Origin of the sequence: Lutispora thermophila DSM 19022, assembly GCF_900142105.1 — a bacterium.
Classification (GTDB): Bacteria; Bacillota; Clostridia; order Lutisporales; family Lutisporaceae; genus Lutispora; species Lutispora thermophila.
In genome coordinates this window covers 17,941-30,258 of record NZ_FQZS01000020.1, presented here as the reverse complement: position 1 = coordinate 30,258, position 12,318 = coordinate 17,941, and the positions used below count along the sequence as shown (strand labels likewise).

Sequence of the window (12,318 nt, the reverse complement as noted above, 5' to 3'; positions counted from 1 at the left end):
AGACATAACAGTAAAATATGTGTAGTAAATGTTAATTTTTTACGGGGAGATGGATTTGATATCAGGAATCAGCCATATTACTTTTATTGTTGAAGATCTAGAGAAAGCAACAAAATTTTTTAAAAAGGTATTCGATGCTGAAGAAGTGTATTATAGCGGAGATAAAACATTTTATGATATGTACCTTGAAAGAATACAAAGGCTGGGATTGGAAATAAAAGAGGGAAGAAATAGAATTGATGAAGAAGGCCGTTCGATATATTTTTATGACTATGATAATCATCTCTTTGAACTTCATACAGGAACATTGGAAAGCAGACTTCTTAGTTATAAGGAGAGGCAAACAGATTAATTCATAAATGAGTTATATAAGATTATGATGATTTAAAGGGGGATTAAGATGGCAAAGCATGAGTTTGGAATAATAGAATCATTTGAAGAAAATAAGTGGTATAGCCATTATGAACCTGAAAAATATAACTGTATTTCTGTCAATGGTTATTTAATAGAAGAATTAATTGCCATGTATAACGAAGAATTAAAGGCAATAAAAACATATTTTCAGGTTACAACACAACCGGCTGCCGGATTAGATTATTGCGGTGTGACGATTATACCCCCAGAATCTCTCATAGAATTTAGAGATGTAATAACAAAGGCCAATAATTGTTTCAAGTCAAAAGAATTTCAACTTCTTATCGAAAAAATTACTGAGGCAATAAAAGAAAACAAGTATTTTATTCATTATGGAATTTGACAGCTTAGTTGGACAATGGGGAACAGGTAATTATGGCATATTACTTCCCACAGCAAATACAGTGTTATTACTGTTTTGCTGTGGTTTTTATTTACAAAAATAAAACACCATATTATAATATACATATACCCCGTTATGGTATAAAAGGTTATAGGAGGTATGCCATGAATAATTACTACATTAAAACCAATAGGACATTTACTAACATAAGAAAGCATGGCTGGTTTTTCACAGTATTAGTAGCCTTAGGTGGTCTGTGGGAACCCAAATTAGGCTTGTTGGTAATCTTAATCATGTTAGGCCTAACTATTACTTCTTTTTTTGCAGGAAGGTACTGGTGCGGCAATTTTTGTCCCCATGGGTCCTTATTTGACAGGATAGCAATGCCTATAAGCCTAAATAAGAGGATACCTGAATTCTTAAAATCCAAATATATGGTTATAGGTTTTTTCATATTTTTTATGTTCAATTTTTCAAGGAAGATAATCGATGTTTTGAAATTATGGGGAAGTTATGATTTTCTTGATAAACTGGGCTTTGTTTTTGTTGCAACATATTTAATGGTATTGATAACTGGGGGGTTATTTGCAGTAATAATTAACCCAAGAACTTGGTGTCAATTTTGTCCAATGGGTACAATGCAAAAACTTGTTCATAAATTGGGAAAAAACACTAGGATCACGGAAAAAACAGAAAAGAAAGTCACCATAAAAGATATAAGCAAGTGTCTCGCTTGCGGCAAATGCACAAAGGTGTGTCCATTCCAGCTAGTACCCCATCTTCAGTTTGGCGAATATAATCAGTTTCATGATATAAATTGTATAAAATGTAGTACGTGTATTAAAAACTGTCCTGCAAAAATTTTATCATTGAAAACAAAGGAAGAAGCAATACACATGATAGATGAATGACGAGCTTGACAAGTTAAAGACCCAGCAGTAAATAAATTAAGATGTGTTCATTTACTGTTGGGTCTTTTTTTGCTGAAAATTAAGTATAGGGACTAAAATTCTAGTTTTATAGTTATTATAAAATGGGAGCATAGAAGTAAAATGCAAGAGGTAAATGTAAATTCTATTTTATGAGATAATGAGTTCGAATCAGAGATTAGCCTTATAACTTTTATTATTAAGGATTTAGAAAAAGCAACAACATTTTTTAGGAAGATATCTGACACCAAAGAAGTGTACTATAGCGGAGAAAAGTAATTTCTCATGGCATATATTAAATAATTATCCCTGAAAGCATAAATCAAACTCTAGCTATGGAAAACTTCCTACTTCTCAAAGAAGAGTTAAGTGATGAGAAAGTAAGGGTTGATTGCTTAAGAATATTACTGGCTGGAAGTATAATTATCTACTTGAAAACATAACAATTAAGATTACAAATAAGAAAAGCAAGTGTGCAGATTTAGCTATAAAATTCATTGAAAGATAAGATTTGATAAAGAGGTTGGTTTTAAGATAAAAGAGATGTTATCTTTCTTTCCATGGCTGCAGCTCCAAATATGAAGGTGGGAGCGTTAACCAAAAGATCAGATTACAGATTATCAGAGGTTTAATAATACAGCTAGTAGAGCAAGAGATAATATGTTTTGTATCTCTCCATTCAACAGGGCGATTTGGATTCTCAATGTGTATGCTATCGTTTACTACAACAAGATATGGGACGTCAAAGGATTCTTGAAAGGTTAAGGTGGACTTTCTGGAGAGTAAGAGGAAGATCTTTCTATAGAGATCCAGAAAAAGCTATGGCTTAATTGTGGTCAAAGTCGGATGAGATGGGTATAGAACCGATTTCTTATATATTTTGGAACTTAAAGGACTTATAAATTTATAGTATTAATATGTATTTTGCAGGCGTTTTATTATTAAATCGTTTACTCAATGGACCTGAAAATATATGATATAATTATTGAATAAAACAAAGTAAAAGTGGAGGCAATTATGATAACAGGTGAATTAAGAAATAAGGTGGATAGAATATGGGAGATATTTTGGACAGGCGGTATTACTAATCCATTGGAAGTAATAGAACAGTTTACATATCTTCTTTTTATTAAGCAATTAGACGAGATAGAAGCAATAAAAGAAAATGAAGCACACTTTTTGGGTGTAGAACACAAAGAGTTATTCCCAAGCGATTCACCATATCTGCGTTGGAGTAAGTTCAAAAATCTGGAAGCATCAGAAATGTACAGAATAGTGCAAAATGAAGTATTTCCTTTTATAAAAACTTTACATCAAAATGGAAATTCAGCTTATTCTAAGTATATGGGAGATGCTATATTTAAAATTCCAACACCTCAAATGTTATCCAAGCTTGTTGATGGTATTGATGGCTTGAATATGCAAGATAGAGACACTAAAGGTGATATTTATGAATACCTTTTATCAAAAATAGCTACTGCAGGTACTAATGGACAATTTCGTACACCTAGACATATTATTAAAATGATGGTAGAACTGGTTAAACCAACACCAAGTGATATTATTGTTGATCCTGCTATGGGAACTGCAGGATTTCTTGTTGCTGCACAGGAATATTTAAGGGATAATCATGCCGATTTGTTTTTAAATGCAGGACTTAGAGAACATTTTAATAACACTATGTTCTATGGATTTGATATGGATAGGACTATGCTGCGTATTGGTGCCATGAACATGTTGTTGCATGGTGTGGACAACCCTAATATCGAATATAGAGATAGCTTATCTGAACAGAATACAGATAAGGAAAAGTATACTCTTGTACTTGCTAATCCTCCATTTAAGGGATCTTTAGACTATGAAGCAGTAAGTTCAGACCTATTAAAAGTAGTTAAGACAAAGAAAACGGAATTACTTTTTTTGGCGCTAAATTTAAGGATTCTAAAAAAAGGTGGTAGAAGTGCTACCATTGTCCCTGATGGGGTTCTTTTTGGCAGCAGTAACGCTCATAAAGAAATCCGCAAGGAATTAATAGAAAATAATAAATTGGAAGCCGTTATTTCCATGCCCAGTGGTGTGTTCAAACCATATGCAGGTGTGTCTACAGCTATACTCATTTTTACTAAGACTGGTACTGGTGGCACGGATAAAGTTTGGTTCTATGATATGAAGGCTGATGGCTATTCCTTGGATGATAAGAGACAGCCTGTTGCAGAGAATGATATTCCTGATATTATACAAAGATTTAATAATCTTGATGGCGAAAATGATAGAAAACGCACAGAACAAAGCTTTTTTGTTGATGTTGAGGAGATAAGGAATAATGGTTATGATTTGACTATAAATAAATATAAAGAAATTGAGTACGAAAAAGTGGAATATGATCATCCAACAGTGATATTGGCGAGGATAAAAGATTTAGAAGAAGAGATTATAGCAGGTATTAAACAGTTGGAGGATATGATTAATGAATAAAGTTAAAGATTATTTTACTTTAATTAGAAATGGGGCAAGCATTAAACAGAATAATAATAAAATAGGTTATCCCATTACACGTATTGAAACTATATCAGATGGCTATGTTGATAGAGAAAAAATGGGTTATGCCGGAATAAAAGATCTTTCCAAATATGAAGATTATATATTGGAAAGTGGTGATATTTTAATGTCACATATAAATAGTGTAAAACATCTTGGGAAAACAGCACTTTATGAAAAAATAAATGATGAAAAAGTAATACACGGAATGAATTTACTTGTTTTACGACCGAATAAAAAACTAATAACAAGTAAATATGCGTATTATTACTTTAGAACCCCGCATTTTAAAAGACAACTTCCCAATATTACAAAAAATTCTGTTAACCAATCTAGTTTTACTGTGACTGCTTTAAAAGAACTATATATGTATGTACCTTCTATTGAAAAGCAGAATAAAATAGTAGAAATTCTTGACAAAGCTCAACTTCTAATAATCAAGCGTAAGCAACAGATAGAAGCCTGCGATGAGCTAGTTAAATCCCAATTTGTTGAGATGTTTGGTGATCCAGTTACTAATGAATACAAGTGGAAAGTCAAAAAGTTAAATGAGGTATGTACGAAGATTACTGATGGAACACATGGTACACCACCTAGATATCCTGAGGGATATCTGCTTATCACAGGTAAAAATATTAGAAGTACAGGAATTGATCTTAATGATGTTGAATTTGTATCAGAAGAAGACCATAAGATTATTTATGCTAGATGTAATCCTGAATATGAAGATGTACTTTATACAAACATTGGTGTAAATTATGGAATAGCAGCTATAAATACTTTAGATTTTGAATTTAGTATGAAGAATGTTGCTTTATTGAAACCATGTAAAAGTGTTTTAAATCCATATTATTTGTGGCAAGTATTAAATTTATTAAGAAATGGTATATTAGAACAAAACAAATGCGGAGGAGCACAAACATTCATGGCACTTTCAGCAATTAAAAATATTTCTATACCAATGCCAGATTTGCAAAAACAAAACCAGTTCGCTGCATTTGTCCAACAAGTTAACAAATTAAAATCTTCATTACAGCAAAGTCTTACCGAACTGGAAACTAATTTCAATGCTCTTATGCAAAAAGCTTTCAACGAGGAATTATTTTTGTAAATACAATAGCAAAGGAGGGTATATATTGCCTACGAACTTTGATTTTCTGAAAAACAAACAGCAATATAATAGTTTTGCTGATAGCGCTATTGAAGCAGAGAAAAGCTTATTGGTTTCTCCTGCCACCTGTGCTATCTTAACTAGGCGCGCCTTAGAATTAGCAGTAAAGTGGGTTTACAGCTTTGATGAGGATCTAACCATTCCTTATCAAGATAACATATCAAGCTTAATACATGAACCAACCTTTCGTCAGATTATTGAACCTAAATTGTTTCCGCTGCTTAAGTATGTAATAAAGCTTGGTAACACAGCAGTTCATACGAACTCAATCATTACTAGAGATGAAGCGATTCTATCTTTAAGAAATCTTCATGAATTTATACGATGGATAGACTATTGCTATTCAGACGAATATACCTGTGGAGATTTCGACGAGTCATTACTTGTGGAAAGTACAGAACAGCGTAAGAGACCAGAAGAGCTGCGAGATTTATACGAACGTCTTAGCGCAAAGGATAAAAAGTTAGAAGAATTGCGCAAAGAAAATGAAGAGCTTCGTCAAGCTATGACAGCACATCGAGTAGCTGCTTATAGAAATTATGATTTTAAAGTTGATGAGATAAGCGAAGCATTAACGAGAAAAAAGTATATCGATGTTGAATTAAAACATGCTGGTTGGAACATTGGTTCTGATTGCTTGAAAGAAGTTTCTGTGAAGGGTATGCCAAATCCTAGTGGAATAGGCTATGCAGATTATGTGTTATATGGAGATAATGGTAAACCATTGGCGGTAATTGAAGCTAAGAAGACAAGCGTTGATTCAGTAGTCGGATCACAACAGGTAAAACTTTATGCAGATTGTTTGCAAAATGAGTATATGCAACGACCCCTCATATTTACAACCAACGGCTATGAGATTTATTTTACAGATGATGTGGATGGTTGTCCGAGCAGAAGGGTTTCTGGGTTTTTCACAAAAGACCAGTTACAGCTTATAGTGGACAGAAGAACTTTAAGGAAACCGTTAAACAATGTTGTTATCAATGATAATATTACAGACCGCTATTATCAGAAAGAAGCTATTATGGCTGTATGTGATGCTATTGAAAAGAAGTATAGAAAATTTCTATTAGTCATGGCTACCGGTAGCGGTAAAACCAGAGTTGCAGTATCAATTGTAGATGTTCTCACAAGGCATAATTACATAAAGAATATACTTTTTCTTACTGATCGTGTAGCTTTAGTGAACCAGGCAAAAAAGAGCTTTAGTAGCTTGTTACCTAATCTTACTCTTTGTAATTTGCTTGATAGCAGAGATAATCCAGAACAGGCAAGAATGGTATTTTCAACTTATCCAACTATGATGAATGCAATAGATGAAGCAAAAACGAATTATGGCAGTAGAATTTTTACACCAGGACATTTCGACTTAATAATTATTGATGAAAGTCATAGAAGCATTTATAAGAGGTATAAGGATATATTTACTTATTTTGATGCTATGCTTCTCGGTTTAACAGCAACACCTAAAGACGATATTGATAAAAATACTTACTCAGTTTTTGATATGGAGAACGGAGTTCCTACTTATGCTTATGAATTGGAACAGGCAGTTCGTGACGGTTATTTGGTGGATTATCGTACAATAGAGATCAAGTCAAAAATAATGGAAGAAGGTATACATTACAACGATTTGACAGAAGAAGAAAAAGAACAGTATGAGAAAACTTTTGAAGATGATGAAAATATCGATGATACCATTTCAAGTAGTGCCATAAATGAATGGCTCTTCAATGCTGATACTATTGATATGGTACTAAATCAGCTGATGGAGAAGGGAATTAAAGTTGAAGGTGGGGACAAATTAGGTAAAACAATTATATTTGCAAAGAATAGTCTTCATGCTCAAGCTATTGTAAACAGATTTAATGTAATTTACCCTGAATACGGAAGTGATTACATAAAGCAGATAGATTATAGTATAAAGTATGTAGATGCACTGATAGATGATTTTAGTGCCAAGGAGAAAATGCCGCAGATTGCTGTTTCTGTTGATATGCTTGATACAGGTATAGATATTCCTGAAATTGTAAATCTTGTATTTCTTAAAAAGGTTCGTTCGAAATCCAAATTTTGGCAGATGATTGGAAGAGGTACAAGATTATGCAAGGATCTATTTGGAGTAGGTGAGGATAAAGAGGGATTCCTTATCTTTGACTATTGCAATAACTTTGAATTTTTCCGTGTTGATCCTAAGAGTAAAGAAGTTGGGATAGCCGAATCACTTACTGAAAAGATATTCAATACTAAGGTAAGTATAGTTCGTGAACTGCAGAATATAAAATATCAAGAAGAAGAGTATATCAAATATCGAAACCAATTGGTGGAAGATTTACTTTGCAGTATCAGAGCTTTGAATGAGGATAGTTTCAGGGTAAAACTTCATTTGAGATATGTGGAGCAATTCAAAGATAAGTCAGCATGGCAAGCATTAGATGTAACTAGTGTTAATGATATTAAAGAGCACGTTGCTCCGCTTGTCATGTTTAATGGGGATGAACTGGCAAAACGCTTTGATTATCTTGTTTACACTGTTGAGTTGGCCTATTTGCAAAACAAAAATGCTACAGTTCCCATTAGATCAATCATCAGTACGGCAGAGGAATTATCCAAGCTTGGTACCATACCTCAAGTAAGAGAGCAGAAACACGTCATAGATAAAGTGCTTAGAGATGAGTTCTGGGAAAATGCAGATATCTTTGAACTGGAAAAGGTACGTGAAGCTTTGCGCGAACTTATTAAATATTTAGAGAAGAAGAAGCAAAAAGTGTACTATACCAATTTTACTGACCAAATATTAGAAGTAAAGGAAGGAAAAACTATCTATTCTGTAAATGATCTCAAAGATTACAGGAAGAAGGTTGAGTACTACTTAAAAGAACATGAAGACGTATTAGCTATTTATAAGTTAAGGCATAATAAACCACTTGCAAAGAACGACTTAAGAGAACTAGAAAGAATTTTGTGGGATGAACTTGGATCAAAAAAAGACTATGAAAAAGAGTTTAAAGATACTCCGATTACTAAGCTTGTAAGAAAAATTGTCGGCCTTGATAGAGCTGCTGCAAATGAAGCGTTTAGCCAGTTTCTAAATGAAGAACGGCTAAATGTTGACCAGATTAAATTTGTTAAACTTATCGTAGATTATGTTGTAGCTAATGGTATGATAGAAGATAAAAGAATTCTTATGGAGGAACCGTTCAGAAGCCTTGGAAGTATTACCTCATTATTCAAAAATAACATGGATTGCGCTAAGGCTATTATGGACGTTATTGACGAAATAAACAAAAACGCAGAAATTATAGCTTAATATGATTATTAATGAAAAAGCCACATAACTTCTAAAAGTGGCTTTTTTCGTACTCGAAATAAAACCAATCTAATGATAATTTATATTTAAAATTTGCATGTTCAAATTTATGAGAATGATTTCTCTTGTAGAAAACAATTATGATATATGGAAGTTAGGATCTCGAGTTACTGGCAAATCTCATGTATGTAATGAGATATTTCCATACAGCTTCTTGGTAACAGAGGGCAAACAACACTAACCAATATATACCCAGATGTGAAATACCGAAAATGCACACTGAATTTTTACAGATGAATATGGATTTATTGCAGAATTATATATCTGGGTTTATGAGAAAGATAAGGAGACACTCTTTTTCAGATACATTGGAATAGCAAAAGGAATTATTGTTGAAATTAATAGAAGTAAAAAACTAAAGGAATTTATTAGTGAAAGTTACAAGATAAATTAACAGCTTAGTTTTGATAATGCACTTATGTGAGTTAATATGAAAAAATTAATTGCGATATAATTGAAAGAGCATTTAGTCCGTATACCTAAGAAGAAGTAGAAAGAAATTCAGAATTAAAATGCCGTTATTATACTACTCAGATGGTTTCTGATGAAAGATTCACTATGAAGATAGAAAAATTTTAAGGCGGAAAACTGATGATTTTGAAAAATGTGAATATGCTTTTGTAGCAGTTTAGAATTGTGGAAAAGATGTCTTGGTACAAATATATAATTTTTAAGTTTATAAGGTTGTTTGATATATTTTATTCTAATTCATGACAAAAATTTAAATTTGGTTTCCGTAGGTAAATTAGAAACTACATATTTGGATTGAAAGGTCAATGATTGCTTTATGTTCAGTATTGACAAGAATTAATTCAGTGATTGGATAGCAAGAAATAGATAGCCATGATGTGTTATGCTTTTTTTGGATATTTTGTTGCATTGTAATCTAGTACAAAAAAATAACATAGAGTATGAATGCTTTGAATAAACACGTAGTATTCGCATAGCATAATTTTTATTTAAGAAAATTACCTATTGACTATCACCTTGGGAGTTGGCTTATGATTATTATGAGGTGATAAGTATGCTGATTAAAGATGTTTGCAGAGAATGCAAACTGACGAAGAAAGCAATTGAATATTACGAACAGCAAGGATTGATATCTCCAAAGGTTGAGAATAACGGTTATCGAAATTACAGTAAAGAAGATATAACTGTTTTAAAAGAAGTTGGCGTTTTAAGAAAGTTAGGTATTAGCATTGCTGAAGTCAAAGATATACTTGACAGCAGCAATAAATCTGCTGCCATAGCAAGATGTAAATATAAGCTGGATCTGGAAATAGAAAGAGCAATGGCTAGAAAGAATTGTCTGGAAGGGCTTATAGAGGATTATGACATTGAACGAGCAATAACCTATATTGAAGAAAACATTGAGAAGCATTTCACGGTAAAAGAGAAACTGTTGGAAGCATTTCCAGGGGAATATGGCATATATGTATGTGTACATTTTGGCTATTTCCTCAATGAGAAAATAGATACCGAGGGAAAAAAAGGGGCATATTATAAAATTGTCGATTATTTGGATGAACTTCGAGAAGTAAAGCTACCAGAAGAATTGAAGGAATTATTTAATCAAAGTTTTGGACAGCTGAAAGAAGTAAACATGGAGGGAATGAACTTATCCATAATAGATTCAGTAAACAATATAGATGTATATTTGGAAGAAAACAGGGAGGTTATTGGGAAATATTTGGAATATAGAAACTCGGATGAATATAAAAGCTCGCCGGCATATAAAATACGTCAATTGCTATTAAAGTATCTGCAAGAGAACGAATATTACGATATATTTATTGAAAATCTAAAAATATTGAGTGATTCTTATAGGGAGTATTTTGAAAAACTCCAGGTTGCTAATGAGGTAATTATAAACAAATATAATACATCATTTTTATCATGAAATTAAACATATAGGTTCTAAATATAATGTTATATAAAAGAAGATTTATATATAGCCATTGAGGATTAAGGAATATGGTAAATTATATCTTAATCCTTAATTTTTTTTGCTTAAAACATTATTTGCAAAGCCAAAATCATTTCTGATACATCTAATTATATAGAAAGGGGAAATGATGGTGGTTACTGAAACTGAGACAATAAAACTTGTTAAAAAAGCGCCAAAAGGGGATGATGGCGCCTATTTGGAATTGTTTGTGAAATATGAAGAGATGATTTATCGTACTGCTTACTTATATGTTAAAAATGAAGAAGATGCTTTGGATGTTGTTCAGGAAACTGCATACAGGTCTTTTAAATCTATAAAGAATTTGAAAAAACCAAAGTATTTTAAAACTTGGCTTACCAGAATAGCAATTACCTCTGCTCTGGATGTTCTTCGCAAAAGAAAAAATATGGTTTTCATAGATGAATATAAGGAGGATATGGCAAGTGTTGAAGATGAGACAGCAGAGATTACTACTTCTGTTTCATTACTTGAGCTGCTTAAGTCATTAAAAGATGATGAGAAGTCTGTTGTAATTCTAAAATACTATTATGATTATACATTCAACATGATATCAGAAATATTGGATATGCCATTGGGGAGTGTAAAAACTATTATTTATAGAGCCTTAAAAAAGCTTAGAATTGAAGGGAAGGAGAATCTCTATGAGTAATCAGATAAAAAGAGAAATTGACAATGTTCCAATACCAAGCGATATAAGAAATAGAAGTGTATCAGGAATCCAAATGGCTAAACAGGAGTTAAAATACGAAAAATCAAATAATAAAGCTAGAGGTACAAGAAAAAAGTTAATTGCAGCGGCTTTGTCAGCAGCTATAGTTACAGTAGGGATAGGCAGCAATTATACAACGCTTGCCGGAATGATAGGAGGATATTTTCAGGATATAAGGAACTGGAAGGGTGCAGTAGTTGGATTAAAATATATTGATGCCACAGAAGAAATATTAATAGAAGCAGATGAAATAAATATGGATTCTGATAATATTACTGTTGGTATGAAGGTTAAACTATTAAAGGATGATGTTGCTCCTTACAATATTACACAGGTAATTACATTTGGAGAATACAGTGTTGTAACCGGGTCGGGCTAAAAAATAAATAACGAGGATATCAGGATTAAACCAAGAAAAGAACAATCATATACGTTTGAAATATCAGATATGGATAAACTTTTCTCACAGAAAGATGATTCAGAGACAGATGTAAAGACATTTGAAGGTGATTTTATATTTGACGCTAAATCATTGGAATCGGAAGATTCAATCGTGATTAATGTAAAATCATTATATAGTCAGGCAAAAGGAGAAGCACCATTAGAAATCACAGGTAATTGGACAGTACAAATTCCATTAATAAAGTAACCGTTTCACAAATAACTGGATGTATATATACTTCCGGTTATTTGTCGTTATTTTTACTCATCATGCGTCAATTCTTTTTTAAATCTTGTCATTTTGCTGCCATTGCTCCATAGAAGCATCACAGGCGGAAAGTTTCTGCAACCCCACAAATATTTCTATGGCAATACTGAAGGCCAATTACTTTGATTATGTTGGCAAGAAAGTTACAGAAGCTTGTAGAGATAAT

11 protein-coding genes are annotated in these 12,318 nt (G+C 32.4%); all 11 read left to right on the top strand.

Annotated elements, in window-relative coordinates; translation table 11 throughout:
* The first annotated feature begins 55 nt into the window (after positions 1–55).
* The 11 genes from BUB48_RS13495 (at position 56) to BUB48_RS13445 (ending at position 12,092) form a co-directional block, all read left to right on the top strand.
* Positions 56–352 (top strand): VOC family protein, encoded by a 297-nt coding sequence (locus tag BUB48_RS13495; RefSeq protein ID WP_073026754.1) that lies wholly within the window; start codon positions 56–58, stop codon positions 350–352.
* A 48-nt stretch (positions 353–400) separates the two neighbouring features.
* Entirely contained in the window at positions 401–757 is a 357-nt protein-coding gene (locus tag BUB48_RS13490; protein WP_073026753.1) for a hypothetical protein, read from the top strand.
* 164 nt (positions 758–921) lie between these two features.
* Positions 922–1,668 carry a 4Fe-4S binding protein gene (locus BUB48_RS13485; protein WP_073026752.1) on the top strand — a complete coding sequence of 249 codons (747 nt, stop codon included), beginning with the start codon at positions 922–924 and terminating at the stop codon, positions 1,666–1,668.
* 1,035 nt (positions 1,669–2,703) lie between these two features.
* Entirely contained in the window at positions 2,704–4,161 is a 1,458-nt protein-coding gene (locus BUB48_RS13480; protein WP_073026751.1) for a type I restriction-modification system subunit M, read from the top strand.
* Entirely contained in the window at positions 4,154–5,335 is a 1,182-nt protein-coding gene (locus BUB48_RS13475) for a restriction endonuclease subunit S (RefSeq protein ID WP_073026750.1), read from the top strand. The genes BUB48_RS13480 and BUB48_RS13475 overlap by 8 nt, the downstream gene beginning before the upstream one ends.
* A 25-nt stretch (positions 5,336–5,360) precedes the next feature.
* Positions 5,361–8,705, top strand: a complete 3,345-nt coding sequence (locus BUB48_RS13470; RefSeq protein ID WP_073026749.1) for a DEAD/DEAH box helicase family protein — start codon at positions 5,361–5,363, stop codon at positions 8,703–8,705.
* Positions 8,706–8,802: 97 nt separating this feature from the next.
* Positions 8,803–8,946, top strand: a complete 144-nt coding sequence (locus BUB48_RS19180; protein ID WP_084524643.1) for a BREX system Lon protease-like protein BrxL — start codon at positions 8,803–8,805, stop codon at positions 8,944–8,946.
* 843 nt (positions 8,947–9,789) lie between these two features.
* The gene (locus BUB48_RS13460; RefSeq protein ID WP_073026748.1) at positions 9,790–10,665 is read left to right on the top strand and encodes a MerR family transcriptional regulator; all 876 of its coding nucleotides are present in this window, start codon (positions 9,790–9,792) and stop codon (positions 10,663–10,665) included.
* A 172-nt stretch (positions 10,666–10,837) separates the two neighbouring features.
* Complete coding sequence (locus BUB48_RS13455) at positions 10,838–11,383, top strand: sigma-70 family RNA polymerase sigma factor (RefSeq protein WP_073026747.1); 546 nt, start codon at positions 10,838–10,840, stop codon at positions 11,381–11,383.
* On the top strand, positions 11,376–11,822 hold the full coding sequence (locus BUB48_RS13450) for a hypothetical protein (RefSeq protein WP_073026746.1): 447 nt from the start codon (positions 11,376–11,378) through the stop codon (positions 11,820–11,822). The genes BUB48_RS13455 and BUB48_RS13450 overlap by 8 nt, the downstream gene beginning before the upstream one ends.
* A gap of 69 nt (positions 11,823–11,891) precedes the next feature.
* The gene (locus BUB48_RS13445; protein ID WP_073026745.1) at positions 11,892–12,092 is read left to right on the top strand and encodes a hypothetical protein; all 201 of its coding nucleotides are present in this window, start codon (positions 11,892–11,894) and stop codon (positions 12,090–12,092) included.
* The last annotated feature ends 226 nt before the right edge of the window (positions 12,093–12,318 follow it).

Bases quoted from the DNA above. Each gene is read 5' to 3' on its own strand.
- BUB48_RS13490 (WP_073026753.1), top strand. From the start codon at position 401: ATGGCAAAGCATGAGTTTGGAATAATAGAATCATTTGAAGAAAATAAG.
- BUB48_RS13485 (WP_073026752.1), top strand. From the start codon at position 922: ATGAATAATTACTACATTAAAACCAATAGGACATTTACTAACATAAGA.
- BUB48_RS13480 (WP_073026751.1), top strand. From the start codon at position 2,704: ATGATAACAGGTGAATTAAGAAATAAGGTGGATAGAATATGGGAGATA.
- BUB48_RS13475 (WP_073026750.1), top strand. From the start codon at position 4,154: ATGAATAAAGTTAAAGATTATTTTACTTTAATTAGAAATGGGGCAAGC.
- BUB48_RS19180 (WP_084524643.1), top strand. From the start codon at position 8,803: ATGTTCAAATTTATGAGAATGATTTCTCTTGTAGAAAACAATTATGAT.
- BUB48_RS13460 (WP_073026748.1), top strand. From the start codon at position 9,790: ATGCTGATTAAAGATGTTTGCAGAGAATGCAAACTGACGAAGAAAGCA.
- BUB48_RS13455 (WP_073026747.1), top strand. From the start codon at position 10,838: ATGATGGTGGTTACTGAAACTGAGACAATAAAACTTGTTAAAAAAGCG.
- BUB48_RS13450 (WP_073026746.1), top strand. From the start codon at position 11,376: ATGAGTAATCAGATAAAAAGAGAAATTGACAATGTTCCAATACCAAGC.
- BUB48_RS13445 (WP_073026745.1), top strand. From the start codon at position 11,892: ATGGATAAACTTTTCTCACAGAAAGATGATTCAGAGACAGATGTAAAG.